28 protein-coding genes are annotated in these 25,019 nt (G+C 61.7%); 17 read left to right on the top strand and 11 right to left on the bottom strand.

The window, feature by feature from the left end; genetic code table 11:
• Positions 1-288: 288 nt before the first annotated feature.
• Positions 289-906: an NAD(P)H-binding protein gene (locus tag ACF8Q6_RS07105; RefSeq protein ID WP_003253087.1), complete on the bottom strand. Its 618-nt coding sequence runs from the start codon at positions 904-906 to the stop codon at positions 289-291.
• 52 nt (positions 907-958) lie between these two features.
• Here ACF8Q6_RS07105 and ACF8Q6_RS07100 point away from each other — a divergent pair, with 52 nt between their 5' ends.
• A complete protein-coding gene (locus ACF8Q6_RS07100) occupies positions 959-1,291 on the top strand; it encodes a DOPA 4,5-dioxygenase family protein (protein ID WP_020189868.1) in 333 nt (110 codons plus the stop codon).
• A gap of 119 nt (positions 1,292-1,410) precedes the next feature.
• Here ACF8Q6_RS07100 and trpA read toward each other — a convergent pair whose 3' ends face one another.
• Positions 1,411-2,220, bottom strand: a complete 810-nt coding sequence (gene trpA / locus ACF8Q6_RS07095) for a tryptophan synthase subunit alpha (RefSeq protein WP_392491277.1) — start codon at positions 2,218-2,220, stop codon at positions 1,411-1,413.
• Entirely contained in the window at positions 2,217-3,434 is a 1,218-nt protein-coding gene (gene trpB / locus ACF8Q6_RS07090; protein WP_014754951.1) for a tryptophan synthase subunit beta, read from the bottom strand. Before trpB ends, trpA begins: the two co-directional genes overlap by 4 nt.
• 110 nt (positions 3,435-3,544) lie before the next feature.
• Here trpB and ACF8Q6_RS07085 point away from each other — a divergent pair, with 110 nt between their 5' ends.
• The gene (locus ACF8Q6_RS07085; protein WP_392491276.1) at positions 3,545-4,441 is read left to right on the top strand and encodes a LysR family transcriptional regulator; all 897 of its coding nucleotides are present in this window, start codon (positions 3,545-3,547) and stop codon (positions 4,439-4,441) included.
• Here the strand turns inward: ACF8Q6_RS07085 and ACF8Q6_RS07080 are convergent.
• Positions 4,438-4,761 (bottom strand): YqjD family protein, encoded by a 324-nt coding sequence (locus tag ACF8Q6_RS07080; protein WP_014589231.1) that lies wholly within the window; start codon positions 4,759-4,761, stop codon positions 4,438-4,440. The genes ACF8Q6_RS07085 and ACF8Q6_RS07080 overlap by 4 nt on opposite strands.
• 151 nt (positions 4,762-4,912) lie before the next feature.
• Here ACF8Q6_RS07080 and ACF8Q6_RS07075 point away from each other — a divergent pair, with 151 nt between their 5' ends.
• Positions 4,913-5,128 (top strand): dodecin, encoded by a 216-nt coding sequence (locus tag ACF8Q6_RS07075; RefSeq protein WP_003253076.1) that lies wholly within the window; start codon positions 4,913-4,915, stop codon positions 5,126-5,128.
• 100 nt (positions 5,129-5,228) lie between these two features.
• Positions 5,229-5,450, top strand: coding sequence for a DUF1161 domain-containing protein (locus tag ACF8Q6_RS07070; RefSeq protein ID WP_003253075.1), 222 nt, complete (start codon positions 5,229-5,231; stop codon positions 5,448-5,450).
• Positions 5,451-5,522: 72 nt separating this feature from the next.
• On the opposite strand, the gene ACF8Q6_RS07065 is transcribed toward ACF8Q6_RS07070, so the two are convergent.
• Complete coding sequence (locus tag ACF8Q6_RS07065; RefSeq protein WP_392491275.1) at positions 5,523-6,527, bottom strand: LLM class flavin-dependent oxidoreductase; 1,005 nt, start codon at positions 6,525-6,527, stop codon at positions 5,523-5,525.
• 152 nt (positions 6,528-6,679) lie between these two features.
• On the opposite strand from ACF8Q6_RS07065, the gene ACF8Q6_RS07060 reads away from it, so the two are divergent.
• Both ACF8Q6_RS07060 and ACF8Q6_RS07055 read left to right on the top strand, forming a co-directional pair.
• A complete protein-coding gene (locus ACF8Q6_RS07060) occupies positions 6,680-7,105 on the top strand; it encodes an OsmC family protein (RefSeq protein WP_003253070.1) in 426 nt (141 codons plus the stop codon).
• 75 nt (positions 7,106-7,180) lie between these two features.
• On the top strand, positions 7,181-7,414 hold the full coding sequence (locus ACF8Q6_RS07055) for a DUF1161 domain-containing protein (RefSeq protein WP_003253067.1): 234 nt from the start codon (positions 7,181-7,183) through the stop codon (positions 7,412-7,414).
• Between the two features lie 35 nt (positions 7,415-7,449).
• On the opposite strand, the gene ACF8Q6_RS07050 is transcribed toward ACF8Q6_RS07055, so the two are convergent.
• Together ACF8Q6_RS07050 and ACF8Q6_RS07045 are read right to left on the bottom strand one after the other, a co-directional pair.
• Positions 7,450-7,863: a hypothetical protein gene (locus ACF8Q6_RS07050; protein WP_011953134.1), complete on the bottom strand. Its 414-nt coding sequence runs from the start codon at positions 7,861-7,863 to the stop codon at positions 7,450-7,452.
• A 55-nt stretch (positions 7,864-7,918) separates the two neighbouring features.
• Entirely contained in the window at positions 7,919-8,332 is a 414-nt protein-coding gene (locus ACF8Q6_RS07045; protein ID WP_003253063.1) for a hypothetical protein, read from the bottom strand.
• Between the two features lie 85 nt (positions 8,333-8,417).
• Here ACF8Q6_RS07045 and ACF8Q6_RS07040 point away from each other — a divergent pair, with 85 nt between their 5' ends.
• Positions 8,418-9,491, top strand: coding sequence for an aminopeptidase (locus ACF8Q6_RS07040; RefSeq protein WP_392491278.1), 1,074 nt, complete (start codon positions 8,418-8,420; stop codon positions 9,489-9,491).
• A gap of 105 nt (positions 9,492-9,596) precedes the next feature.
• Here the strand turns inward: ACF8Q6_RS07040 and ACF8Q6_RS07035 are convergent, their stop codons facing one another.
• Entirely contained in the window at positions 9,597-10,247 is a 651-nt protein-coding gene (locus ACF8Q6_RS07035) for an HAD family hydrolase (protein ID WP_392491274.1), read from the bottom strand.
• A 121-nt stretch (positions 10,248-10,368) separates the two neighbouring features.
• A complete protein-coding gene (locus ACF8Q6_RS07030) occupies positions 10,369-10,917 on the bottom strand; it encodes a gamma carbonic anhydrase family protein (protein WP_004575263.1) in 549 nt (182 codons plus the stop codon).
• A 102-nt stretch (positions 10,918-11,019) separates the two neighbouring features.
• On the opposite strand from ACF8Q6_RS07030, the gene prlC reads away from it, so the two are divergent.
• From prlC to ACF8Q6_RS07000, 6 genes are all read left to right on the top strand, one after another.
• On the top strand, positions 11,020-13,071 hold the full coding sequence (prlC, locus tag ACF8Q6_RS07025) for an oligopeptidase A (RefSeq protein WP_392491273.1): 2,052 nt from the start codon (positions 11,020-11,022) through the stop codon (positions 13,069-13,071).
• The gene (locus tag ACF8Q6_RS07020) at positions 13,068-13,349 is read left to right on the top strand and encodes a YheV family putative zinc ribbon protein (protein ID WP_003253053.1); all 282 of its coding nucleotides are present in this window, start codon (positions 13,068-13,070) and stop codon (positions 13,347-13,349) included. Before prlC ends, ACF8Q6_RS07020 begins: the two co-directional genes overlap by 4 nt.
• A 124-nt stretch (positions 13,350-13,473) precedes the next feature.
• On the top strand, positions 13,474-15,468 hold the full coding sequence (locus ACF8Q6_RS07015; protein ID WP_392491272.1) for a M3 family metallopeptidase: 1,995 nt from the start codon (positions 13,474-13,476) through the stop codon (positions 15,466-15,468).
• A 70-nt stretch (positions 15,469-15,538) separates the two neighbouring features.
• Complete coding sequence (locus ACF8Q6_RS07010; protein ID WP_392491271.1) at positions 15,539-16,597, top strand: PA0069 family radical SAM protein; 1,059 nt, start codon at positions 15,539-15,541, stop codon at positions 16,595-16,597.
• A gap of 303 nt (positions 16,598-16,900) precedes the next feature.
• Entirely contained in the window at positions 16,901-17,620 is a 720-nt protein-coding gene (locus ACF8Q6_RS07005) for a carbonic anhydrase (RefSeq protein ID WP_003253046.1), read from the top strand.
• 192 nt (positions 17,621-17,812) lie between these two features.
• On the top strand, positions 17,813-19,345 hold the full coding sequence (locus ACF8Q6_RS07000) for a SulP family inorganic anion transporter (protein ID WP_004575261.1): 1,533 nt from the start codon (positions 17,813-17,815) through the stop codon (positions 19,343-19,345).
• A gap of 147 nt (positions 19,346-19,492) precedes the next feature.
• Here the strand turns inward: ACF8Q6_RS07000 and ACF8Q6_RS06995 are convergent, their stop codons facing one another.
• Positions 19,493-20,134 (bottom strand): hypothetical protein, encoded by a 642-nt coding sequence (locus tag ACF8Q6_RS06995; RefSeq protein ID WP_003253042.1) that lies wholly within the window; start codon positions 20,132-20,134, stop codon positions 19,493-19,495.
• Positions 20,135-20,503: 369 nt separating this feature from the next.
• Here ACF8Q6_RS06995 and coxB point away from each other — a divergent pair, with 369 nt between their 5' ends.
• Genes coxB through ACF8Q6_RS06975 form a run of 4 tightly spaced genes read left to right on the top strand, consistent with a single transcriptional unit; the run spans position 20,504 to position 24,744 of the window.
• Positions 20,504-21,631 (top strand): cytochrome c oxidase subunit II, encoded by a 1,128-nt coding sequence (gene coxB / locus ACF8Q6_RS06990; protein WP_017147853.1) that lies wholly within the window; start codon positions 20,504-20,506, stop codon positions 21,629-21,631.
• 43 nt (positions 21,632-21,674) lie between these two features.
• Positions 21,675-23,264, top strand: coding sequence for a cytochrome c oxidase subunit I (ctaD, locus tag ACF8Q6_RS06985; RefSeq protein ID WP_003253037.1), 1,590 nt, complete (start codon positions 21,675-21,677; stop codon positions 23,262-23,264).
• 9 nt (positions 23,265-23,273) lie between these two features.
• Positions 23,274-23,840 carry a cytochrome c oxidase assembly protein gene (locus ACF8Q6_RS06980; protein WP_392491270.1) on the top strand — a complete coding sequence of 189 codons (567 nt, stop codon included), beginning with the start codon at positions 23,274-23,276 and terminating at the stop codon, positions 23,838-23,840.
• Positions 23,841-23,856: 16 nt separating this feature from the next.
• Positions 23,857-24,744, top strand: a complete 888-nt coding sequence (locus ACF8Q6_RS06975; protein ID WP_011953141.1) for a cytochrome c oxidase subunit 3 — start codon at positions 23,857-23,859, stop codon at positions 24,742-24,744.
• 27 nt (positions 24,745-24,771) lie between these two features.
• On the opposite strand, the gene ACF8Q6_RS06970 is transcribed toward ACF8Q6_RS06975, so the two are convergent.
• The gene (locus tag ACF8Q6_RS06970) at positions 24,772-24,975 is read right to left on the bottom strand and encodes a twin transmembrane helix small protein (protein WP_003253030.1); all 204 of its coding nucleotides are present in this window, start codon (positions 24,973-24,975) and stop codon (positions 24,772-24,774) included.
• Positions 24,976-25,019 lie beyond the last annotated feature (44 nt).

Here is a 25,019-nt window from a genome sequence, read left to right as displayed (position 1 = left end):
CCACAAAGACACTGCGCACGCCGGCCCATGTGGGGGTTGCTGTGTCGGCCGCTGGAGGGAGCTTGCGCTCGGAACGCGGCTATTACGCAGTTTTGCCACCGCGCAAGCGGCGGGGAGCGTTGATCGAGCGGTTCGTGGATTGGTTGGAGCAGGAGCGCAGCCTTTGAGATTTTGGGGCCGCTTTGCGGCCCATCGCGACACAAGGCCGCTGCCACAGTGGCACTGCGCACGCCGGCCCATGTGGGAGCGGCCTTGCGTCGCGATGGGCTGCGCAGCAGCCCCGGCAATCTAGACCACGAAGTTCAGATGCTCGCCCCGGTGCAAGTCCAGCTCCAGCATGTCCACCATCCCCGCTGCGATCCTGGCCAAGCGCCGCAACGGCTCAGCCAGCCCAGGCTCCAGCGTCCCTTCGGTATTGCGAAAATGCTCCATGCCCAACCCGGCCAGTTCCTGCGGTGCATTGATCAGCGTCCAGTGCAATGCACTGCGCTGCAACCCATCAACCACTTGGGCCACGCAATCCCGCTCCATCTCGCTGTACTTGCTCGGCTCATCCAGCACATCGAAATCGCCCACAAGCAGCAGCCGGCGTATAGTCGTATGCGCAAGCCCCGCCACCAGCGCCTCGCTCAAGCGTGCCTGCCCCGGCAGGTCACCCGGCGCCAGCGCTGGTAACAGGGCGATCACCGCCGAGCCGCCCGCTGCGCCCTGCTCCGCCTGGTGGGCATCACCCAGCCCCCCTATCTTGAAGTGCAGGCCCGGGCGCGGCGAATGGCGGTTGAGGTCGTCCACCACGGCGATGACCTCGTGCTGGCGCGACAGCAGCTCGACCATCAGGGCATTGCCCAGGCTGCTTTCAGGCCCGAACAGGACCAGTTTGAACACTGGGGTTTCGGCGTTTTTCACTGCATCACTCCCGTTGCAGGTGGTGATGGTTGGACCGCAATCAGGAGTTATCGTGCAGAGGATCAAGGGTTACCACGCCCACGTTTATTACGACGCAGCCACCATGGAGCAGGCCCGGGAACTGTGCGAGGAGGCGGCGCGGCTGTTCCCCGTGACCATGGGGCGCATGCACCAGAAACCGGTTGGGCCGCATCCGGACTGGAGTTGCCAGCTGGCGTTCGGGCCCGAAGTGGTGGGGGTGGTTTTGCCTTGGTTGGCGCTGTACCGCAAGGGCCTGGTGGTATTCATGCATCCGGAAACCGGGGATGAACTGGCGGATCACCGGGATCATGCGATCTGGATGGGGGCCGTGCGCCCCTTGAATCTGTCGGTTTTTGGGGGCTAGGCGGGGTAGCCTGTGCTGGCCTCTTCGCGGGTGAACCCGCTCCTACAGCGATATCGCAGAGCCAGAGGGTGGCGCTGGCCCCGTAGGAGCGGGTTTACCCGCGAAGCAGACGACGCGGTTTAGCGGCGTGCGCCACGCACCCCTTCAGCCAATGCCGAGCACAGGCTCAATACATCGGTCACCGCCTGATCGGCGCTTTTGGCCTGGGCGATCTTGTCGACCAGTGCCGAGCCCACCACCACGCCATCGGCCAAGCGGGCAATGTTCGCAGCCTGTTCCGGCGTGCGAATGCCGAAGCCAACGCTGATCGGCAGATCGGTATGCCGGCGCAGGCGGGCAATGGCTTCGGTCACATGCTCGGTGGTCGCCGAACCGGCACCGGTCACACCAGCCACCGACACGTAGTAGACGAACCCGGAGCTGCGCTCCAGCACGCGCGGCAGGCGCGCGTCGTCGGTGGTCGGGGTGGTCAGGCGGATGAAGTCGATGCCTGCAGCCTGGGCCGGGGTAGCCAGTTCGGCGTCGTGCTCAGGCGGAAGGTCGACGATGATCAGGCCATCGACGCCCGCGGCCTTGGCTTGAGCCACGAACGTGTCCACGCCAAAGCGGTGGATAGGGTTGTAGTAGCCCATCAGCACGATTGGCGTGGTCCGGTTATCCACACGGAATTCGCGAACCATCTGCAGGGTCTTGGCCAAGGTCTGGCCAGCTTCAAGGGCGCGCAGGGTAGCCAGCTGAATGGCCACGCCATCGGCCATCGGGTCGGTGAACGGCATGCCCAGCTCGATCACGTCGGCGCCAGCAGCCGGCAGGCCCTTGAGGATCTGCAACGAGGCGTCGTAGCCCGGGTCGCCAGCTGTGACGAAGGTGACCAGTGCCGAGCGGCCTTCGGCCTTCAGCTCGGCGAAGCGTTGTTCAAGACGGCTCATGCGTGTTTCTCCTGGGCGGCCATGTGGTTCATGACGGTTTGCATGTCTTTGTCGCCGCGGCCCGACAGGCACACGACCATCAGGTGGTCCTTGGGCAGCTTCGGTGCGCGCTTGATCGCTTCGGCCAAGGCGTGGGAGCTTTCCAGGGCTGGAATGATGCCTTCCAGACGGCAGGTTGCGTGGAACGCATCCAATGCTTCGTCATCGGTGATGCTGACGTACTCGACGCGCTTCACCTCATGCAGATAGGCGTGCTCCGGGCCGATGCCCGGGTAGTCCAGGCCTGCGGAAATCGAGTGGGCATCGGTGATCTGGCCGTCTTCGTCCTGCAGCAGGTAGGTGCGGTTGCCGTGCAATACGCCCGGTACGCCGCCGTTCAGGCTGGCGGCATGCTTGTCGGTGTGTACGCCGTGGCCACCGGCTTCAACGCCGATGATCTGCACGCTCGGCTCTTCGAGGAATTCATGGAACAGGCCCATGGCATTGGAGCCGCCGCCGACGCAGGCAACCAGGCTGTCTGGCAGACGGCCTTCCTTCTCTTGCAACTGGGCACGGGTCTCTTTGCCGATGATCGACTGGAAGTCGCGGACCATGGCGGGGTACGGGTGTGGGCCAGCCACGGTGCCGATCAGGTAGAAGGTGTCTTCGACGTTGGTAACCCAGTCACGCAGGGCTTCGTTCATGGCGTCTTTCAGGGTGCCGGTGCCGGCGGTAACCGGCACGATCTCGGCGCCCAGCAGCTTCATGCGGAACACGTTCGCCTGCTGGCGCTCGATGTCGGTGGCGCCCATGTAGATCACGCAAGGCAGGCCGAAGCGCGCGGCGACAGTGGCGGTGGCGACACCGTGCATGCCGGCGCCGGTTTCGGCGATCAGGCGCTTTTTGCCCATGCGCTTTGCCAGCAGCACTTGGCCGATGCAGTTGTTCACCTTGTGCGCGCCGGTATGGTTGAGCTCTTCACGCTTGAAGAAAATCTTCGCCCCGCCGCAATGCTCGGTCAGGCGCTCGGCGAAGTACAGCGGGTTGGGGCGGCCGATGTAGTCGCGCTGAAAGTAAGCCAGCTCTTCAAGAAACTTGGGGTCTGCCTTGGCCGCTTCGTATTCGCGGGCCAGGTCCAGCACCAGTGGCATCAGGGTTTCGGCCACGTAGCGGCCGCCGAACGAGCCGAACAGGCCATTGGCGTCGGGGCCGGGGCGGTATTGGGACTGGGTCATGGGGCGCTCCAAGGCGTAGTGAATGAGTGATGGGCTTTACTCTAACCACGGCAAGCTCGGCTGAAAACCGATAAGATTGCGTAAACTTGTCAGAAAAACTCACAGGTAAAATGGCCCACGACCTCCCTCCCCTCAATGCCCTGCGCGCCTTCGAGGCTGCAGCCAGGCTCAACAGCGTCAGCCAGGCGGCGGAAGCGCTTCACGTGACCCACGGCGCTGTCAGCCGGCAGATCAAGGTGCTTGAGGAGCATCTGGGCGTAGCCCTGTTCGTCAAGGACGGGCGTGGCATCAAACTCACAGATGCCGGTGTTCGTCTGCGCGATACCAGCGGTGAGGCCTTCGACCGGCTGCGCAGCGTGTGTTCCGAGCTCAGCCGTGATGTGAGCGAGGCGCCATTCGTGCTGGGCTGCTCGGGCAGCCTGCTGGCGCGGTGGTTTATCCCGCGGCTGGGGCGGTTGCAGGCGGATTTGCCTGAGCTGCGCTTGCACCTGTCGGCGGGTGAGGGCGACCTTGACCCGCGGCGACCCGGGCTGGATGCGTTGCTGGTGTATGCCGAGCCACCGTGGCCGGCGGACATGCAGGTGCATGTGCTGGCCGAGGAATGCATTGGGCCGGTGCTCAGCCCGCATTTCGCAGGTTTCCAGCGCTTGCAGGGCGCGCCCGCCAAGGCACTGCTGGGTGAAGCCTTGCTGCACACCACTTCACGGCCGCAAGCCTGGCCGACCTGGGCGGTGCAACAGGGCCTGGACCCGACGGCCATTCATTATGGCCAGGCTTTCGAGCACCTGTACTACCTGCTGGAGGCTGCCGTGGCCGGATTGGGCGTGGCGATTGCACCGCAGCCACTGGTCGCCGATGACCTGCGGGCGGGCCGTTTGAGTGCGCCTTGGGGCTTTTCGCCTACCCAGGCGGCGCTGGCATTGTGGGTGCCACGGCGCGCCGCAGACGGGCGCGCCGAGCAGTTGGCGCAGTGGTTACGGGCGGAACTTGCGCGGCAGAGCGCTTAGTTTCGCTTGCATATCAGGTAAGCCGCCAGAAGACCCAGCGCACCAATGGCCACCCCGGCGGTGGTGTATGGGTGTTCCTGGGCGTAATCCCGTGTGGCTTTGCCGGTCTGGCGGGTGCGCTGCTTCACTTCCTCGTACGCATCGCTCAGTAGGCTGCGCGAATGACGCAGTGCGCTTTCAGCGTTGCTGCGGATTGCCTTCACCGACTTCTGGGACTCTTCCGACGCATCATGCTTGAGGTTTTCCAAGCTTTTCAGAAGGCTCTCGATCTCTGCTTCCATGCTTTCCAGGGACGTTTTACGCAGCGAATTGCGGTGCATGTTGACTCTCCTTTGCAGTATGGGCTCTAAGAGTTGCGACCCTTGGGCTGCGTGAAAGTGCGATCGAACTTTCGCTGGCAGTGACGGCTCGCAGGTAAACCAGGCCTGCGCTGCTAGGCTGAATCTCACCGTCAAACCATGGAGAGCACTCATGACCGATCATCACACCTACAAGAAAATCGAGCTGGTCGGGTCTTCGCCCACCAGTATCGAAGAAGCGATTAACAATGCTCTGGCCGAAGCCGGTAAAAGCATCAAGCACCTGGAATGGTTCGAAGTGGTCGATACCCGCGGCCATATCCGCGACAACAAAGCGGCGCACTTCCAGGTTACGCTGAAGGTCGGCTTCCGTATCGCCAATAGCTGAAACAACGTCGGGCTGTATGATCCCGGCGTGATGAGGTATTCAGAAAAGGGGCGCCTTGGTGGGGCCCCTTCTGATTTCATCTGCACAAGGAACGCGAGTGATGAACAAACTGATTCTGGCGCTGGGCCTGATGACCCTGGCCGGTGGTGCGCTGGCAGCGGGCAAACCGTGCGAGGAACTGAAGGCGGAAATTGCGGCCAAGCTGGATGCCAAGGGCGTCACTGGCTACAAGCTGGAGATCGTCAAGAAAGGCGACCCGGCGGGCAAGGTCATTGGTAGCTGTGAGGCCGGGACCAAGGAGATTGTTTACCGCCGCGGCTGATGCGTTTGCCCTTTCGCGGACTTGCCCGCTTCCACAGGCAACCTATGGGAGCGGGCGAGCCCGTGTCGAGGGTCACTCGGTCTTGAGGGCCTGCGCCATCAGTTCATATGACCGAATGCGGTCCGCATGCTCATACAGGTCACAGGTAAAGATCAGCTCATCCGCACCCGTCTGTTCCAGCAGCACTTCTACCTTGGCCTTTACCTTCTGCGGGCTGCCGATCATGGCCAGCCCCAGGAAGCTGGCCACCGTCTCCCGCTCATGGGGCAACCACAGCCCATCCATACTTTCCACGGGTGGCTTCTGCATCAGGCTCTGTCCACGAATCAGCGCCAGGATGCGCTGGTAGACCGAGGTGGCCAGGTATTCGGCCTTCTCGTCGGTCTGCGCCACCACCATGGGGATGCCCAGCATCACATACGGCTTATCCAGCGTGGTCGAGGGCCTGAAGTGGTTGCGGTACACGCGAATGGCCTCGTGCATGTAGCGTGGCGCGAAATGCGAGGCGAAGGCGTAGGGCATGCCGCGCATGCCCGCCAGCTGGGCACTGAACAGGCTGGACCCCAGCAACCACATCGGCACGTCGGTGTCGTGCCCCGGCACGGCGATCACTTTTTGATCATCAGTGCGTGGCCCGAGGTAGCGCGAAAGCTCCTCGACATCGTCGGGGAAGTCGTCCGGGCCGCCAGCGCGGTCGCGTCGCAGGGCATAGGCCGTCATCTGGTCCGAACCCGGTGCACGGCCCAGGCCAAGGTCGATACGCCCCGGATACAGACTGGCCAAGGTGCCGAACTGCTCGGCGATCACCAGTGGCGCATGGTTGGGCAGCATCACCCCGCCAGAGCCCACGCGAATACGTGAGGTGCCACCGGCCAGGTAGCCGATCAGCACCGATGTCGCCGAACTGGCGATGCCGTCCATGTTGTGGTGCTCAGCCACCCAGAAGCGGTTATAGCCAAAGCGCTCGACATGTTGCGCCAGGTCCAGCGAGTTGCGCAGCGATTGCGCGGGGCCAGCGTCGGCGCGCACGGGCACCAGGTCCAGGGTGGAAATCTTCAGGTCACGCAGCTGCGTCATGGAGCCTCCGCAAAAGTGATTGGCCAGAGGCCTTTTTGATTCTGTATGGGCGCGTTCGTTGGATTCAATGCCTGCAAGCATATTGCGCTGAACTTGCGGCAGGCGGCAGGCCTCTGAACCCTAGGTAAGCAACCCAGTGACCAGGAGGCATCATGAAAAAGACAGCATCGGCGATCTGGCAAGGTGGCCTGAAGGATGGAAAAGGTCTGCTTTCTACCGAAAGCGGTGCACTCAAGCAGAACCCTTATGGCTTCAACACACGTTTCGAGGGCACGCCCGGTACCAACCCGGAGGAACTGATCGGTGCGGCCCATGCCGGTTGTTTCTCGATGGCGCTATCCATGATGCTCGGCGAGGCGGGGCTGACTGCGGAGCGGATCGACACGGCTGCAGAGGTGACGCTCGACAAGCAAGCTGACGGTTTTGCCATTACCGCTGTGCACTTGGTGCTCAGGGCCAAGGTACCGGGGGCCAGCGAGGCTCAATTCCTGGAGATTGCCAACAAGGCGAAGGAAGGCTGCCCGGTGTCCAAGGTTTTGAATGCGAAGATCAGCCTGGATGCGGCGTTGGTGGGGTGAAACGGTGCAACGGTGGTGGTTTGCTGTAGTCTAAAGAACGTCGGCAGCGCCACTGCCCTTTCCAGGAGCCGTTTCATGATTCGCGTAGCTATCGCTGTGTTGGCTTCCCTTGTCGCCACGTCTGCGCTGGCGGCCGTCAAGCCTTGCGAGGAGCTGAAAACCGAGATCGAGGCCAAGATCCAGGCCCAAGGGGTTTCGTCCTATACGCTGGAGATCGTGCCCAACAGCGAGGTCAAGGACCAGAACATGGTTGTCGGGACCTGCGATGGCGGGACGAAGAAGATCATCTATCAAAAGAATGATCGATAAGCACCAAGGCCCGGGGCTGCAAGGCAGCCCCACATTCACGGTATGCAGAACACTTCGCTAGGCTCGTTCACCACCACCTTGCGGTTGGCGTCATACAGCAGCACCTGCGGCTCCATTACCGGCGCCCGCGCTTCCAGGCGATAGCGTTCGCCGGCCTTGAAGTTGTCAAAGCGTACGGTCAGGTAGCAGGTTCGGTCCCTGGGCTCGGACATGATGCCGCCCGAGTAGATTTCATAATCGAAGCGCACCACCAGTTCGTGCTTGCCCGGTGTCACCTGAAAATATCGGCCATCGTCCAGACGCTTGCCGTCGAGGCGGTCGGCCATGATCACCCGGCCGGGGGTCATGGTGTACAGATCGACCCAGGCCTGCTTGGGGTCGACGGGCGGCAAGGGGCTGGCGCAAGCCCCCAGTGCACTGAGGGCTATCAGCATCATGGGCTGGCGCATGGCAAAACTCCCACTTGCGATTTACAAGTAACAAGCATAGCGCCGTTTGTGCGGTTCAGGTGCGCTGACAACCCGCCGGCAGCCCTTGACCCAGCAGTTTTTGCTGGTGGTCGTAGAGTTTGATCCAAGGGCGGAAGCCAATGCTGCCGGCTTGCAGCTGATAACGCTGCCCGGCGCTGAAGTCCTTGAAGGTCAGCTTGACCTGGCAATCGCGCCACAATGGCTCCTCGACGGGGCCGATATTGCTGGGGTTAACCGGAAACTGATAGCGCACGGTCAGTTCGTGGCTGCCGGGTTGAACCTCGAAATAGCGGCTGTCAGCCCAGTCACGCTCATCTACCTGCACGGCGTCCAGCGACGTATTGTCGTAACGGGTGAGGTCGATCCAGGCCTGGTTCGGATCTGGGTCTGGCAAGGTTGAACAGGCAGAGATCAATAACAGTGAGCCGGCGACCAACAATGCACGCATGGCGAAACTCCCCCTTGGCGAGATAGTCTTGGAGCGAAATGGTGTTGAGCGAGTCAGACAGTCCCGGATGCTTCGACTTTTTCTTATGCAGCGCTCAGGCCTTGGGGCACTCGACCGCATTTTCACCCGTTTGGTTCCGCTGCTTGCGGCGCTCCTGCTGAACGGTTGCAGCAATGCCGCCTACTACGGGCAGCTGGCGCAGGGCCAGTGGCAGTTGCTGCGGGCGCGGCAGCCTGTAGAGCAGGTATTGGCCGACCCTGCTACCCCTGCACCCTTGCGCGCGCACCTGCAACAGGCCGAACAGGCGCGGCTGTTTGCCAGCCAGCAATTGAAACTGCCAGACAACCGCAGCTACCGGGTATACGCCGACCTTGGACGCCCCTACGTGGTGTGGAATGTGTTCGCCACGCCCGAGTTGTCGTTGCAACCGGTAACGCACTGCTTTCCGATTGCCGGGTGCGTGGCGTACCGCGGCTACTACCAGCAAGGCGCGGCGCGAGGCGCGGCGGCGTTGATGCGTCAGGATGGCCTGGATGTGTACGTGGGCGGCGTGGAAGCTTATTCGACCCTGGGTTGGTTCGATGACCCGATTTTGTCGTCGATGGTGGGCTGGGGCGATGAGCGGCTGGCTACGTTGATCTTTCATGAATTGGCCCACCAGCGCTTCTATGTGCAGGACGATACCGAGTTCAATGAGTCGTTTGCCTCGTTCGTCGAGCAGGAAGGCACGCGGCAATGGCGTGCGGCGCGTGGGCTGGCGGCGGTTGGCGGGGATCAGGGAAAGCAGCGCGACCAGTTTATCCGCCTGGTGTTGGCCAGCCGTGAGCGATTGCAGGCGATTTATGCGGAGCCGTTGGATGATGCACACAAGCGCCGGGCCAAGCAGGCCGAGTTTGAGCGTTTGAGGCGTGAATACCGGCAGGTGCGTGATGGCCAGTGGGGCGGTGACAAGCGCTATGACGCCTGGATGTATGGGCCGATGAATAATGCCAAGTTGTTGCCGTTCGGGCTATACGACCAGTGGGTGCCGGCGTTTGCGGCGCTGTTTCGTGAGGAGGGTGGAGATTGGGTTCGGTTCTACGCGCGGGTCGAGCATTTGGGGCGGTTGCCGATTGAAGAAAGGAAAGCGGCGCTGCAGCGTCTGATGGTTAGCCGTTGAGATTTTGGGGCCGCTTTTGCGGCCCATCGCGCCACAAGGCCCACAAAGGCCCTGCGTACGCCGATCGATGTGGGAGGGCCGGCTGCAAAGCAGCCCTGCTGGCCCTCAAGCCTTGCTAAAAGCCTGGTGCAAATCGGCTACCGTGGCGAAGTGGAAAGCGGGTTCTTCTGCCATCAGCTCTTCCCGGCTGCCAAACCCGTACCCCACCGCGACGGCCTGCAGCCCGTTGCTGCGCGCGCCGATCAGGTCATGCTTGCGGTCCCCGATCATCAGGGTGTGCGCCGGGTCCAGCCCTTCTTCATCCAGCAAATGGCGAATCAGCTCGACCTTGTTGGTGCGCGTGCCGTCCAGCTCACTGCCGTAGATCACCTTGAAGTGGTGATCGAAAGCAAAGTGCCGAGCGATTTCGCGGGCGAACTCCCAGGGTTTGGAGGTGGCAATGTACAGCGTGCGGCCCTGCCCGTTCAGGGCCTCAAGCAACTCCGGCACACCTTCGAACACGAGGTTTTCGTAAAGACCGGTCACGCGGAAACGCTCGCGGTAGAAGTTCACCGCATCCCAGGCCTTGGCTTCGTCGAAGCTGTAGAACTGCATGAAAGCCTGCAGCAGGGGTGGGCCGATGAAGTGTTCGAGGCGGGCCAGGTCCGGTTCGTCGATGCCCAGCTTGGCCAGGGCGTACTGGATCGAGCGAGTGATGCCCAGGCGTGGGTCGGTCAGGGTGCCGTCGAGGTCGAAGAGGATGTTTTGCTGGTACATGTACAGGGTTCCACTTGAGTGCTGCGTGGCCTTCTTCGCGGGCATGCCCGCTCCCACAGGTAAAGCGCAGGCCTTGAAGGGGCCACTCAACCTGCGGGGGCGGGCATGCCCGCGAATGCGGTCATTCAGGTTGATCGTAGCCTTCGGCCAGGTGCTGGTCCTTGAGCTTCACGTAGTTGCCGGCGCTGTAGGAGAAAAATGCGCGCTCCTTGTCGTTCAGCAGCCGGGCCTGTTTCACCGGGCTGCCCATGTACAGGTAGCCACTGACCAGGCGTTTACCCGGCGGCACCAGGCTGCCGGCGCCAATGATCACTTCGTCCTCGACGATGGCACCATCCATGATGGTGCTGCCCATACCCACCAGGATACGGTTGCCCAGGGTGCAGCCATGCAGCATCACCTTGTGCCCGATGGTCACTTCGTCGCCGATGATCAGCGGGAAACCGTCCGGGTTGAAAGGCCCGGCGTGGGTAATGTGCAGCACGCTGCCGTCCTGCACGCTGGTGCGCGCGCCAATGCGGATGCGGTGCATGTCGCCGCGCACCACGGTCAACGGCCAGACCGAACTGTCTTCACCGATCTCCACGTCGCCCAGCACCACCGCCGAACGGTCGACGAAGGCCCTGGGCCCAACTTTCGGAGTGTGTTGCTGGAAGCTGCGAATGGCCATGATAGCGTCTCTCATCTGTGTCGATAGGCAGGCTGCCTGCTGCGGTCGGCGTCGATTGTAATTAAGATGGGGCAGTGTTTCTTCTGCCAAGGTATCCAAACCGTGACTGCGAACAACCCGCTTCTGCAATCCCACGATCTGCCGCCCTTCTCGCAAATTCGTGCCGAACACGTGTTGCCGGCGATCGAAGCGATCCTGGCCGACAACCGTAAAGCCATTGCCGAGATCCTCGAAAAGCAGGGCAAGAACCCTACATGGGCCGGCCTGGTGCTGGCCATGGACGAACTGAACGACCGCCTGGGCGCCGCCTGGAGCCCGGTCAGCCACCTCAATGCGGTGTGCAACAGCGCCGAGCTGCGCGAGGCTTACGAGTCTTGCCTGCCAGCCCTGAGTGCCTACTCTACCGAACTGGGCCAGAACCGCGCGCTGTTCGAAGCCTATCAGGCGCTGATCAACAGCCCTGAGGCTGCCGGCTTCGACGTGGCGCAAAAGACTATCCTCGAGCACGCCCTGCGTGACTTCCGCCTGTCGGGTATCGACCTGCCGGCGGACAAGCAGCAGCGTTACGCCGAAGTGCAGAGCAAGCTCAGCGAGCTGGGCAGCCGTTTCTCCAATCAGCTGCTCGACGCCACCCAGGCATGGACCAAGCATGTTACCGACGAAGCTGCGCTGGCCGGCCTGACCGATTCGGCCAAGGCGCAGATGGCCGCCGCAGCCCAGGCCAAGGGCCTGGACGGCTGGCTGATCACCCTCGAGTTCCCCAGCTACTACGCGGTGATGACCTACGCCAGTGACCGCGCCCTGCGCGAAGAGCTATACGCCGCCTACTGCACCCGCGCCTCCGACCAGGGCCCGAATGCCGGCCAGTTCGACAATGGCCCGGTGATGCGCGAAATCCTCGACCTGCGCCAGGAGCTGGCCGAACTGCTGGGCTACAGGAACTACGCCGAGCTGAGCCTGGCCACCAAGATGGCCGAGTCCAGCGACCAGGTGCTGAGCTTCCTGCGTGACTTGGCCAAGCGTTCCAAGCCGTTCGCCGCCCAGGACCTGCAACAGCTCAAGGCCTACGCTGCCGAACAAGGCTGCCCCGAGCTGGCCAGCTGGGATGCCGGCTACTTTGGCGAGAAGCTGCGCGAGCAGCGCTACAGTGTGTCGCAGGAAGCCCTGCGCGCCTACTTCCCGATCGACAAGGTGCTGGGCGGCCTGTTCAGCATCGTGCAGCGCCTGTACGGCATCGAAATCGCCGAGCTCAAGGGCTTCGACAGCTGGCACCCGGACGTACGCCTGTTCGAGATCAAGGAAAATGGTCAGCACGTTGGCCGTTTCTTCTTCGACCTGTACGCCCGCGCCAACAAGCGTGGCGGCGCCTGGATGGACGGCGCCCGTGACCGTCGCCGCACTGCCGGCGGCCAGCTGCAGAGCCCGGTGGCCAACCTGGTGTGCAACTTCACCCCGGCCGCGCCCGGCAAGCCCGCCTTGCTGACCCATGATGAAGTCACCACCCTGTTCCACGAATTCGGTCACGGCCTGCACCACATGCTGACCCGCATCGAGCATGCCGGCGTGTCCGGCATCAACGGCGTGGCCTGGGATGCGGTCGAGCTGCCCAGCCAGTTCATGGAAAACTGGTGCTGGGAGCCGGAAGGCCTGGCACTGATTTCTGGTCACTACGAAACCGGCGCCGCCCTGCCCCAGGACCTGCTGGACAAGATGCTGGCCGCGAAAAACTTCCAGTCGGGCATGATGATGGTGCGCCAGTTGGAGTTCTCGCTGTTCGATTTCGAGCTGCACGCCAGCCATGGCGACGGCCGCAGCGTATTGCAGGTGCTCGAAGGTGTGCGTGACGAGGTGTCGGTCATGCGCCCGCCGGCTTACAACCGCTTCCCCAACAGCTTTGCGCACATTTTCGCGGGCGGTTACGCGGCAGGCTACTACAGCTACAAGTGGGCCGAAGTGCTGTCCGCTGACGCCTTCTCGCGCTTCGAGGAGGAAGGCGTGCTGAACGCCGAGACCGGCCGCGCCTTCCGCGAGGCGATCCTGGCCCGTGGTGGTTCGCGCGAGCCGATGGAGCTGTTCGTCGACTTCCGTGGCCGTGAGCCTTCCATCGATGCATTGCTGCGCCACAGTGGTCTCACCGAGGACGCTGCAGCATGAGTGAGGTAGCTGTGAACAAGACCAAGAAGCGCTTCATTGCCGGTGCCGTGTGCCCGGCGTGCAGCGAGCCCGACAAGCTGATGATGTGGAACGACGACGGCGTACCGCACCGCGAGTGCGTGGCTTGCGGCTTTACCGACACCCTCAACGAGCAGGGCTTGTCGGTGCCGAAGGAACTCGGCACCCGGGTCAACCACCTGGCGCCTAAAGCGGCGCCGGCCAAGGTGCAGACCGTGCAGTTCTTCCCGAATCCGAAGCTGAAAAAGCCGGCTGAGTGATCCTGTCGTGCCGCCCGGGTGCAATGCCCGGGCAGGCATGTACAGGTGTTAGATAGTCAGGCCACCTGGCGCACGCTGGCCATGCAAGCTCTCTTGCTCATTTCTATCAGCAAGGTGATGCACCATGGCCAACCCTCTTCTGCAAGATAGCCATATCCCCGTCGATTACTCTTCCATCACCCTCGAAAACATGCAGGCGGCGTTCGCTGACGTGCTGTTGGCGCACGAGCAAGGTGTCGAACGCATCATCCTGGACCAGCGGGCCATGCCCACCTGGGATGGCATGGTGATGGCGGTGGATGGGCTGGATAGCCGGCTGCTGGCAGTGTTGTATGCCGCCTCACCGCTGGTCGGCCGGGATGCGGCGTGGGCCAACCCCATCATCGATTTCTACGGGAAAGTGACGGCGCGCTTCGAGCAAAAATTCGCCAACACGGGTTTGTATGACCTGTATGCACGCTTGGCCGGCAGTGACATCGGCAAGCAACTGGATGTCGGGAAGCGCGCCACCTTGCGTTGGCACCTGGACAAGTTCGCCGCTAGTGGGGCGTTACTCGACACCGCAGGCAAAGCGCATCTGGCAGACCTTCAAGCGCAGATTGGCACTGCACGCGAGGCGTTCCGCAGCAACATCGACCGGCCTGGGTTGAACATCACCGATGAAGCGGAGCTGAGCGGCATCCCACAGCGGGTACGTGACGAATTGGCTGCAAGCGCACAGCAAGCAGGTAAGCAGGGGTGGTTGATTGCGTGTGACACGGTGACTACGCGTGAGGTGCTCAAACATGCTGCCAACCGCCAGTTCCGTGAGCGGGTGTACCGGGCTTTTCACGCCCGCGGCGTCAGCCATGATCGGCAACAGGACAACCGCTGGTATCTGCAGCAACTGGCGCAATTGCTTGAGGAGAAGGCCCTCCTGCTCGGTTACTCCGGCCATCTGGAGCAGAGCCTGCAGGTGAAGAGTGCCGGTTCGGTAGACCAGGTGCGCGGCTTTCTCCACGATCTGGCCGATCATGTGCGACCTGCCATGTTGCGGTGGCGTTCGCAGGTGGAGTGTTGGGCTGCCGAGCAGGGCCTGGGCAAACCCCAACCCTGGGATTTCGAGTACCTGCGGTGTGCTTCGCGCAGCGCGTTTCCTGCCGAAGCGCTGCGCGATTACTTCCCGCTGAATACTGTTGTCAGTGCGTTGCAGCAATTGGCGCAGACGTTGTTTGGTGCAGTGCTGCAGCCCAAAGCGCTGCCTGTCTGGGATGACAGCGTGCAGCCGTTCGAGGTGTGGCAGGACAGCGCTTTCATTGGCTTTCTGTATCTGGATGCCGTGCAACACGCAGGCAAGCAGCCAGACGCGGTGTTCACCACCTATGTAAGGAATCGCCGGGTCGATGCAGAGGGTATCTACCAGGCAGCCTCGGTGGCGGTGTTCAGTGATGTGCCGCAAGCGCTGCCAGGTTTACAGCCGTTGCTCGATCATTTGTCACTGCGCAAGCTTTTCCATGAATTCGGTCATGCCTTGCACCACCTGCTGGTACGTACGACGAACCATGTCATGTCCAATGTGACCGAGCTGGGCACCGATGGTGTGGAGTTGTTCGGCAAGCTGTTCGAACGTTGGGTCTGGGACGCGGACTACCTGGTCGCGATCTCGGCGCGCACGCACGACGGCCGCCAACTATCCCGCAAGCAAGCCAATGAGTGCCTGCGGCAGCTACGGCAGCAGGGCGTGGAGGAAATCGCGGGTGATCTGTGCCTGGCGCTGTTCGACATGGACCTGCATGGCACACCAAACGATGGCAGGACCTTTGAACAGCGACTGGGTGATGCCCGCGCGCGTTGCGGTTACTGGCCACTCGCTGACTTTGAACATCCGGCGCATGCCTTCGACCACCTTGTGAACGGCTACGATGCGGGTTACTACGCCTACCTGTGGTCGGATGTGCATGCCTTCGATGTGTTCACCCGCTTCGAAGCCGAGGGCCTGTTGAACGGAGCCACGGGGCGGGCACTGCAGGAAGCACTGTTCGTCCCAGGGGCATCGCGCCCATTGCGTGAAGGCATCGAGGCGTTTCTTGGGCGGCAATCGAGCCAGGCAGCGTATCTCAACTGGCATGGCCTGAAGTAGTCAGACCAGAGGTGCTGGAAAGATCCCGGCGCGCACGATACTGTATATGAATACAGTATTCAGGTGAGCCATGATTACTCCAGCACCGCAAAAGGGCCGTGGCACGGCGCACAACCCACATAATCGCTTTGCCCCTGGTCGCTCAGTGGCGGAAGATGATGGCTGGTACCAGGAAGTGCCGCAAACCCAGGGCACCGAGGTGCGGATTGAGACAGCCAAGTCGGTGATCAGCCGCAACACTTCACCCGACCTCCCTTTCGATCGCTCCATCAACCCTTACCGTGGCTGCGAGCATGGCTGCATCTACTGCTATGCCCGCCCCTCACACGCCTACTGGGACCTTTCTCCCGGCCTGGATTTCGAAACCAAACTGATTGCCAAGACCAACGCCGCCGAGGTGCTGGCACAGCAATTGAGCAAACCGGGCTACGTGTGCGCGCCGATCAATCTGGGCTCCAACACCGACCCGTACCAGCCGATTGAGCGGGAACAGTTACTGACCCGGCGCTTGCTCGAAGTGTTACTGCGTTTTCGTCACCCGGTGACCATTGTCACCAAGGGTTCACTGGTGCTGCGCGACCTTGACCTGCTGGCCGAGATGGCCCGCCAGCGCCTGGCACGGGTGATGATCAGCCTGACCACGCTGGACGACAACCTCAAGCGCGTGCTCGAACCCCGAGCGGCCTCACCCGGTGCGAGGTTGAGGGCCATCCGGGTATTGCGTGAAGCGGGCGTACCGGTGGGTGTTTTGTGTTCGCCGATGATTCCGATGATCAACGACAGTGAGCTGGAACGCCTGTTGGAGGCGGCCAAGGAGGCCGGTGCGCAAAGTGCGGCGTACATGATGCTGCGCCTGCCGCTGGAGGTGGCGCCGTTGTTTGAGCAGTGGTTGCAGGACCATTACCCGCAGCGGGCAGCGCATGTGTTGAGCCTGATCCGCCAGAGCCGTGGTGGCGAGCTGTATGACAGCCGGTTCGGTGTGCGCATGCGTGGTGAAGGGGTGTTTGCCGAGTTGCTGGCGCAGCGCTTTGCCAAGGCAATGAAACGGCTGGACTTCGAAGGGCGCGAGGCGCAGGCGCTGGATTGCTCGGCGTTCTGCCCGCCGGGTGGGCAGATGGCGCTGTTCTGACATAAATCCGCCCCACCAAGGGCTGCGCATTGCTCACAACGCAACTAATAACAACCAATAATTGCGCTAATACATATTGGCAGCTGATGTTTTTTTGCTATTATCCAGTTCCCGCCTTTTTCATCTGGAACGCCCGTTCTAGAGCCTTCGAATTAAGTTTCAGTTAAGTTTTCCCCGCTAGCGTAGGTAATAAGTCCACAGCGACTGTGATCTATGGCCCGTGCGTGTCATCTAAAACCCTGCATAGCCTGAATCTTTCACCGGTAAAATGGATTTACCTACACACCGTCAAGAGGATGAATCATGCCCGTCAAGGACCCATCCAAGGTCGTACCGCAGGTCCCCGCGGAAAGCGCCGATGCTGCCCTTAAGCACATCGTCGACGGCTTCCTGCGCTTTCACCATGATGTTTTCCCCGATCAGCAAGAGCTGTTCAAGAAGCTCGCCACCGCGCAAACACCACGCGCCATGTTCATCACCTGTGCCGACTCGCGCATCGTTCCCGAGCTGATCACCCAGAGCTCGCCAGGCGACCTGTTCGTGACCCGTAACGTGGGTAACGTGGTACCGCCTTACGGCCAGATGAACGGCGGCGTTTCCAGCGCCATCGAGTACGCCGTAATGGCGCTTAAAGTTCACCACATCATCATCTGTGGCCACTCCGACTGTGGCGCCATGCGTGCGGTACTCAACCCGCAGTCGCTGACCAAGATGCCTACCGTTGGCGCCTGGTTGCGACACGCTGAAGTGGCCCGCACCGTGGTCGAGAACAACTGCTCCTGCGGCAGCGAACACGAGACGATGCAAGTGCTGACCAAAGAGAACGTCATCGCCCAGTTGCATCACTTGCGCACCCATCCTTCGGTGGCTTCGCGCCTGGCAGCCGGTGAGCTGTTCATTCATGGTTGGGTGTACGACATCGAGACCAGCAAGATCGAAGCCTACGACGCCGCCAGCGACAGCTTCCTGCCCTTGGCCGCGGGTGAACCCGTTCCCTGCGCCACTCCGAGAGGCCGCTACTAAGCGACCCGTCCGCTGCTAGAACCTTGATAGCCGGCTGCACCCTGCAGGGGTGTGGCACGGCATTCGGCTGCCTTGAATTCCCTGACTGCCCTGCCGGCGTACTCGCTGGCGGCCCGCGCCTGCGCGCCTGTCAGGGGCAAACGTGCCCACGGCCAGGGGAATGGCCGTGCGACTAGAGAAAGGAGAAACACGGTGAACATTACACAGTTGAAAGCGGCCCTGCCGCGTGAGTTGCTGGCGTCGGTGGTGGTCTTCCTGGTGGCCCTGCCGTTGTGCATGGGCATTGCGATCGCTTCTGGCATGCCGCCGGCAAAAGGCCTGATTACTGGGATTATTGGCGGCATTGTCGTCGGTTTCCTTGCTGGGTCGCCGCTACAGGTCAGCGGCCCCGCGGCCGGTCTGGCGGTACTGGTGTTCGAGCTGGTACGCCAGCACGGCATGGCCATGCTCGGGCCGATCCTGTTGCTGGCCGGCCTGTTGCAGTTGCTGGCCGGTCGCTTGCGCCTGGGCTGCTGGTTCCGCGTGACCGCGCCGGCGGTGGTTTACGGCATGCTCGCGGGGATTGGCGTGTTGATCGTGCTTTCGCAGGTGCATGTGATGTTCGACACGGCGCCGCAACCGTCGGGCCTGCAGAACCTGCTGGCGTTCCCGGCAACGTTGTCGGCAGCCCTGCCACAGGAGAGCACCGGCGCCGGCTGGATGGCTGGTGCGCTGGGCCTGGGGACCATCGCCATCATGTGGGGCTGGGAGCGCTTGCGGCCGCAGCGGCTGCGTTTTGTGCCGGGTGCATTACTCGGCGTGGCCAGCATGACCGCTATCAGCCTGTGGCTGGCCTTGCCGGTGAACCGCGTACAGGTACCGGCCGACCTGTCCGAGGCCATCGACTGGCTTCGTCCGGCGGACCTGATGCAGCTGGCCGACCCTGCCCTGTTGGTGGCCGCCTTTGCCCTGGCGTTCATTGCCAGCGCCGAAACCTTGCTGTCGGCCGCAGCAGTGGACCGCATGCACAGCGGCCAGCGTTCGGACTTCGACCGCGAACTGTCGGCTCAGGGCATCGGCAACATGCTGTGCGGGGTGCTGGGTGCCCTGCCGATGACCGGGGTAATCGTGCGCAGCTCGGCCAACGTCCAGGCCGGGGCGCAAACCCGGGCCTCGGCAATCTTCCATGGCTTGTGGTTGCTGGCCTTCGTGGTGGCGCTGAGCAGCGTGCTGCAGCAGATCCCGGTGGCGAGCTTGGCGGGGGTGTTGGTGTTTACCGGGGTCAAACTGGTCGACTTCAAGGCGTTTCGCGGGCTGGGCCGTTATGGGCGCATGCCGATGTTCACCTACGCGGCGACTGCGCTGGCGATCATCTTTACCGACCTGCTGACCGGTGTGCTGCTGGGCTTTGCCCTGACCTTGCTGAAGCTGGCGTTCAAGGCGGCGCGGCTGAAGATCAACCTGGTGAGCCTGGCCAAGGATGGGCACATGGAACTGCGCCTCAGTGGCGCGGCGACCTTCCTGAAGGTGCCGGCGCTGACCCAGGTGCTGGATACCGTACCGGCGGGCACCACGCTGCATGTGCCGCTGGGGAACTTGAGCTATATCGACCACTCGTGCCTTGAGTTGCTGGAGGACTGGAGCCGCAGCAATTCTGCCAATGGGTCACGGTTGCTGATAGAGCAGCGGCGCCTGAAGCGTCGGATCGAGGGCCGGTTGCGGACTACAGCGGGGGTTGGGGCGTAGGAGCGGGATTACCCGCGAATACGGTAGCGGCGGCAACGGTGATCGGCGGGTGGAGATTGGCCAGCAGGGCTGGCCCTTTCGCGGGTGAACCCGCTCCTACGACGGCCTGCGCCGAACCACCGATGCACCTAGGCCGTTACAGGTCTATCAGGCCGGCTGACCCAGCTCGACACCCAGTTGGCGCGAAAGGCACGGCCAGCGCTTCCACGCCTCGCCAGTTGCCGGGCTGCTCAGCTTCTCTCGATAAGCCTCCACCGATTCAACCGCAAAGCTCTCGTCATTGAGCATTTCGTCGACCGAGTGGTGCACCACTTCATCCAGCTGGTTGGCAAAGCTTTCGCCAATCAACTGGTGGGCAATCAGGTTGGCGACCGTGGTGTCGACCGGGATCAACGGCTGCTGGAAGTGGCGAATGTACAAGTCATTCACCTCTTCCACCAGGCGGTGCGCCAGGTACGCTTCATCCAGCAGGCAGTCCAGGCCTACATGCCCTTGCATCACGCTGGGCGGCTGCAGGAAGTAGGCTTCGGCAATTTTCAGTACAGGTTTGATCTGCGATTCGATCCCGGCTTCGCGGGCGACCTCGTGGGCGGCCTCCAGCAGTTCCGGAACCTGATCGATGTAGGCGCTGACGAAGCGCGCCAAAGTACCCTGGGCGTCCTGCTCAGGCAGTTGGATCGAGGGGTGCAGGTGGGGCAGTTGCAGCTCGAGACGCTGTTTCAATTGGCCGGTCTGGCCTTCATGTTGATGGGCTTGGCTTACCTGCTCGCGTACAGCAGCGATGTTCATGACAACTCCAGGGACATTACGTTTCAAACGGAAGACACTAAATTAGCTCGGTATACAGAATACCTAAGACGTATTTGTTATAAGCCGCGCAAACGTGTGCCATGTCTGGCATAACCAGATGCCATTGTTTCGCCATGACCTCTCAAGCGCGCGGTTTTCGGGCTATCTGGCCATTTCGTGAAGTTCATTTCACAGGCTTCATTGCGTGCCATTGGTCGCTGTCTATACTCCCGGTGAACGTGATTCGTTGATGAGGCCCGACTGCTTTTAGCAGGGGCTCGGTCGTCGAAGCCATGCAGTCTTGACCGCCGTTCCCTCTTGCCGCAGGCCACGCCTCCGGGACAACAAGAATTAGAAGGGGAACCCGCAATGATGCGACATCCACATGTCTGGATGGGCCTCCTGTTGTGGTCGGTTTTTGGCCAGGCAAACGCCGCCTGGACCGTGAACATGCACCCAGGGGCGACGGAAGTCTCCAACGCCGTCTTCGACCTGCACATGACCATCTTCTGGATCTGCGTGATCATTGGCATCGTGGTGTTTGGCGCGATGTTCTGGTCAATGGTCATCCACCGCCGCTCCACCGGCCAGCAGGCTGCGCATTTCCACGAGCACACCTGGGTGGAAATCCTCTGGACGGTAGTTCCCTTCCTGATCCTGGTGGCCATGGCCATCCCGGCCACCAAGACGCTGATCGACATCTACGATGCCGGCGATTCGGACATCGACATCCAGGTCACGGGGTACCAGTGGAAATGGCACTACAAGTACCTGGGCCAGGACGTGGAGTTCTTCAGCAACCTGGCCACCCCCACCGACCAGATCCACAACAAGGCGCCCAAGGATGAGCATTACCTGCTGGAAGTCGACCAGCCGCTGGTGCTGCCGGTGGGCGCGAAAGTGCGCTTCCTGGTCACTGCTGCCGATGTGATCCACTCCTGGTGGGTGCCGGCCTTCGCGGTCAAGCGCGACGCCATCCCAGGCTTTGTCAACGAAGCCTGGACCCGTATCGAAAAGCCAGGCATCTACCGCGGCCAGTGCACCGAGCTGTGCGGCAAGGACCACGGCTTCATGCCGGTGGTGGTCGAGGTCAAGTCCAAGGCCGATTACGACACCTGGCTGGGCGAGCGCAAGGCTGAAGCCGCCAAGCTCAAGGAGCTGACCAGCAAGGAGTGGACCCTGGAAGAGCTGGTGGCGCGAGGCGACAAGGTCTACCACACCACCTGCGTGGCCTGTCACCAGGCCGAAGGCCAGGGCCTGCCGCCAATGTTCCCGGCGCTCAAAGGCTCGAAGATTGCCACCGGACCGAAGGAAGACCACCTGAGCATTGTCTTCCATGGCAAGCCCGGCACGGCCATGGCCGCTTTCGGCAAGCAGCTGTCGGAAGTCGACATCGCTGCTGTAGTCACCTACGAGCGCAATGCCTGGGGCAACAACAAAGGCGACATGGTGACGCCGAAGGACGTGCTGGCGCTGAAGCAGGCAGAAGCCAAGTGAACCGGGTTACTCGCGGCAATCAATGGATTGCAGGAGACAGGACATGAGTGCAGTGATCGACGACCACGCCCACGGCCACGACCATGCGCACGGCCCGGCCAAGGGCCTGATGCGCTGGGTGCTGACCACCAACCATAAAGACATCGGCACGATGTACCTGTGGTTCAGTTTCATCATGTTCCTGCTCGGTGGCTCGTTTGCCATGGTGATCCGCGCCGAGCTGTTCCAGCCGGGTTTGCAGATCGTGGAGCCGGCGTTCTTCAACCAGATGACCACCATGCATGGCCTGATCATGGTGTTTGGCGCGGTGATGCCGGCCTTCGTCGGCCTGGCCAACTGGATGATTCCGCTGATGATCGGCGCGCCTGACATGGCCCTGCCACGGATGAACAACTTCAGCTTCTGGCTGCTGCCGGCGGCCTTCCTGCTGCTGGTCTCGACGCTGTTCAGCCCGGGCGGAGGGCCAAACTTTGGCTGGACCTTCTACGCACCGCTTTCCACCACCTATGCGCCAGCCAGCGTCACCTTCTTCATCTTCGCCATCCACCTGATGGGTATCAGCTCGATCATGGGGGCGATCAACGTGATTGCCACCATCCTCAACCTGCGTGCCCCCGGCATGACGCTGATGAAAATGCCGCTGTTCGTCTGGACCTGGCTGATTACCGCGTTCCTGCTGATTGCGGTGATGCCAGTACTGGCCGGCGTGGTAACCATGATGCTGATGGATATCCACTTCGGTACCAGCTTTTTCAGTGCAGCAGGTGGTGGTGACCCGGTGCTGTTCCAGCATGTGTTCTGGTTCTTCGGTCACCCTGAGGTGTACATCATGATCCTGCCCGCCTTCGGTGCGGTCAGCTCGATCATCCCGGCGTTCTCGCGCAAGCCGCTGTTCGGTTATACCTCGATGGTGTATGCCACCGGCGCCATTGCCTTCCTGTCATTCATCGTCTGGGCCCACCATATGTTCGTGGTCGGCATCCCGGTGGTCGGCGAGTTGTTCTTCATGTATGCCACCATGCTGATTGCCGTGCCCACCGGGGTGAAGGTATTCAACTGGGTCAGCACCATGTGGGAAGGTTCGCTCACCTTCGAAACGCCGATGCTGTTCGCCATCGCCTTTGTCATCCTGTTCACCATCGGTGGTTTCTCCGGGCTGATGCTGGCGATTGCCCCGGCGGACTTCCAGTACCACGACACTTACTTCGTAGTGGCGCATTTCCATTACGTACTGGTGCCTGGTGCAATTTTCGGCATCTTTGCCTCGGCCTACTACTGGCTGCCGAAATGGACCGGCCACATGTACGACGAAACCCTCGGCAAACTGCACTTCTGGCTGTCGTTCATCGGCATGAACATGGCCTTCTTCCCCATGCACTTCGTAGGCTTGGCCGGCATGCCACGGCGCATCCCCGACTACAACCTGCAGTTCGCCGATTTCAACATGGTGTCGTCGATCGGCGCGTTCATGTTCGGCGCCACGCAGATCTTCTTCCTGTTCATTGTCATCAAGTGCATCCGCGGTGGCGCGCCGGCACCGGCCAAACCCTGGGATGGCGCCGAGGGCCTTGAGTGGTCGATACCCTCGCCTGCGCCCTACCACACCTTCCAGACACCCCCGGAAGTGAAATAGGAACCCGCCATGAACGGCCTGTCGGTGAAACGCCTGGTAATGCGCCTGTTGATGCTGACGGTGGTGATGTTCGCCTTCGGCTTCGCGTTGGTGCCGATCTACGACGTCATGTGCAAAGCGTTCGGTATCAACGGCAAGACCGGCGGCCAATACGAAGGTAGCCAGGTCAGTGACCCGACGCGTGCTGTGCGGGTGCAGTTCATGTCGACCAATGCCAGCGACATGGTCTGGGACTTCTACTCCACTGCCGACCAGCTGGAGGTCAACCCGGGCGCGGTGAACCAGATGATCTTCATTGCCCACAACCCGACCGACCGGCCGATGAGTGCGCAGGCAATACCCAGCATTACCCCGGCCGAGGCCGCGGCCTACTTCCACAAGACCGAGTGCTTCTGCTTTACCCAGCAGGTGCTGCAGCCCGGCGAACGCATCGAGATGCCGGTGCGCTTCATCGTCGACCGTGACCTGCCGGCCAGCGTGAAGCACCTGACACTGGCCTACACCTTGTTCGACATCACCGCTCGCCACCCGCCGGTCGCGCACGTTGCGGCGCAGGACGTCCAGGGCGCCCGTTAAGGGAAGGAGAACAGCAATGGCAAGTCATGAGCACTACTACGTTCCGGCGCAGAGCAAATGGCCGATCATCGCCACCATCGGCATGTTCATCACGGTATTCGGCCTGGGCACCTGGTTCAACGATATGAAGGCGGGCCACCCGGATTCGCACGGGCCGCTGATTTTCTTCGTGGGGGCGTTGTTTCTGGCCTACATGCTGTTCGGCTGGTTTGGGGCAGTGGTCAAGGAGAGCCACGCCGGGTTGTACAGCCCGCAGCTGGACCGCTCGTTCCGCTGGGGCATGAGCTGGTTCATCTTCTCCGAAGTGATGTTCTTCCTGGCCTTCTTCGGTGCGCTGTTCTATGTCCGCGTACTGGCGGGGCCGTGGCTGGGAGGCGAAGGGGCCAAAGGTGTTACGCACATGCTGTGGCCAACGTTCGAATTCACCTGGCCGCTGCTGCACACCCCCGACCCCAAGCTGTTCCCGCCGCCCAAGGAAGTGATCGACCCGTGGCATCTGCCGCTGATCAACACCATCCTGCTGGTCAGCTCCAGTGTGACAATCACCATTGCCCACCACGCCTTGCGCCGTGACCACCGCGGGCCGCTGAAATTCTGGATGGCACTGACCATTGTTCTGGGCATCAGCTTTATCGCGCTGCAGGCCTTCGAGTACCACGAGGCCTATACCAAACTGGGGCTGACACTGGGTTCAGGGATCTACGGTGCGACGTTTTTCATGCTTACCGGGTTTCACGGCGCCCACGTGACATTGGGCACGATCATTCTGATTGTGATGTTCGTGCGTATTCTGCGCGGGCATTTCAACCCGGAAAAACACTTCGGCTTCGAGGCAGCCAGTTGGTACTGGCACTTCGTCGATGTGGTGTGGGTGGGGTTGTTCATCTTTGTCTATGTGTTGTGAATACGAAACCCTGTAGGGAGGAGCGCTTCAGAAAGGGGCGTGGGAGACCAGTTGACCGCTGATCAAGCCCCAGGCGACCAGGCCTATGGTCAAGGCTGCCAGGGTGACCCGTACGGTCAGGGCCTTGAGCAGGCGGGTCGAGTTTTCATCATCCTTGACCAGAAACACCAGGCCACTGAACAGACTGGCAATCGTGGCCAACAGCATCAGGACAATCGCGGCCTTGAGCATGGCGTTACTCCGGGGGGATGCGGTGATGTGGATAAGTATAGCGA

The organism is Pseudomonas sp. GLN_2 (assembly GCF_043106005.1).
Classification (GTDB): domain Bacteria; phylum Pseudomonadota; class Gammaproteobacteria; order Pseudomonadales; family Pseudomonadaceae; genus Aquipseudomonas; species Aquipseudomonas alloputida.
This window is presented reverse-complemented; position numbering and strand designations above follow the sequence as displayed.

Bases quoted from the DNA above. Each gene is read 5' to 3' on its own strand.
- trpA (WP_392491277.1), bottom strand. From the start codon at position 2,220: ATGAGCCGTCTTGAACAACGCTTCGCCGAGCTGAAGGCCGAAGGCCGC.
- trpB (WP_014754951.1), bottom strand. From the start codon at position 3,434: ATGACCCAGTCCCAATACCGCCCCGGCCCCGACGCCAATGGCCTGTTC.
- ACF8Q6_RS07085 (WP_392491276.1), top strand. From the start codon at position 3,545: ATGGCCCACGACCTCCCTCCCCTCAATGCCCTGCGCGCCTTCGAGGCT.
- ACF8Q6_RS07080 (WP_014589231.1), bottom strand. From the start codon at position 4,761: ATGCACCGCAATTCGCTGCGTAAAACGTCCCTGGAAAGCATGGAAGCA.
- ACF8Q6_RS07075 (WP_003253076.1), top strand. From the start codon at position 4,913: ATGACCGATCATCACACCTACAAGAAAATCGAGCTGGTCGGGTCTTCG.
- ACF8Q6_RS07070 (WP_003253075.1), top strand. From the start codon at position 5,229: ATGAACAAACTGATTCTGGCGCTGGGCCTGATGACCCTGGCCGGTGGT.
- ACF8Q6_RS07065 (WP_392491275.1), bottom strand. From the start codon at position 6,527: ATGACGCAGCTGCGTGACCTGAAGATTTCCACCCTGGACCTGGTGCCC.
- ACF8Q6_RS07060 (WP_003253070.1), top strand. From the start codon at position 6,680: ATGAAAAAGACAGCATCGGCGATCTGGCAAGGTGGCCTGAAGGATGGA.
- ACF8Q6_RS07055 (WP_003253067.1), top strand. From the start codon at position 7,181: ATGATTCGCGTAGCTATCGCTGTGTTGGCTTCCCTTGTCGCCACGTCT.
- ACF8Q6_RS07050 (WP_011953134.1), bottom strand. From the start codon at position 7,863: ATGCGCCAGCCCATGATGCTGATAGCCCTCAGTGCACTGGGGGCTTGC.
- ACF8Q6_RS07045 (WP_003253063.1), bottom strand. From the start codon at position 8,332: ATGCGTGCATTGTTGGTCGCCGGCTCACTGTTATTGATCTCTGCCTGT.
- ACF8Q6_RS07040 (WP_392491278.1), top strand. From the start codon at position 8,418: ATGCAGCGCTCAGGCCTTGGGGCACTCGACCGCATTTTCACCCGTTTG.
- ACF8Q6_RS07035 (WP_392491274.1), bottom strand. From the start codon at position 10,247: ATGTACCAGCAAAACATCCTCTTCGACCTCGACGGCACCCTGACCGAC.
- ACF8Q6_RS07030 (WP_004575263.1), bottom strand. From the start codon at position 10,917: ATGGCCATTCGCAGCTTCCAGCAACACACTCCGAAAGTTGGGCCCAGG.
- ACF8Q6_RS07020 (WP_003253053.1), top strand. From the start codon at position 13,068: ATGAGTGAGGTAGCTGTGAACAAGACCAAGAAGCGCTTCATTGCCGGT.
- ACF8Q6_RS07015 (WP_392491272.1), top strand. From the start codon at position 13,474: ATGGCCAACCCTCTTCTGCAAGATAGCCATATCCCCGTCGATTACTCT.
- ACF8Q6_RS07010 (WP_392491271.1), top strand. From the start codon at position 15,539: ATGATTACTCCAGCACCGCAAAAGGGCCGTGGCACGGCGCACAACCCA.
- ACF8Q6_RS07005 (WP_003253046.1), top strand. From the start codon at position 16,901: ATGCCCGTCAAGGACCCATCCAAGGTCGTACCGCAGGTCCCCGCGGAA.
- ACF8Q6_RS06995 (WP_003253042.1), bottom strand. From the start codon at position 20,134: ATGAACATCGCTGCTGTACGCGAGCAGGTAAGCCAAGCCCATCAACAT.
- coxB (WP_017147853.1), top strand. From the start codon at position 20,504: ATGATGCGACATCCACATGTCTGGATGGGCCTCCTGTTGTGGTCGGTT.
- ctaD (WP_003253037.1), top strand. From the start codon at position 21,675: ATGAGTGCAGTGATCGACGACCACGCCCACGGCCACGACCATGCGCAC.
- ACF8Q6_RS06980 (WP_392491270.1), top strand. From the start codon at position 23,274: ATGAACGGCCTGTCGGTGAAACGCCTGGTAATGCGCCTGTTGATGCTG.
- ACF8Q6_RS06975 (WP_011953141.1), top strand. From the start codon at position 23,857: ATGGCAAGTCATGAGCACTACTACGTTCCGGCGCAGAGCAAATGGCCG.
- ACF8Q6_RS06970 (WP_003253030.1), bottom strand. From the start codon at position 24,975: ATGCTCAAGGCCGCGATTGTCCTGATGCTGTTGGCCACGATTGCCAGT.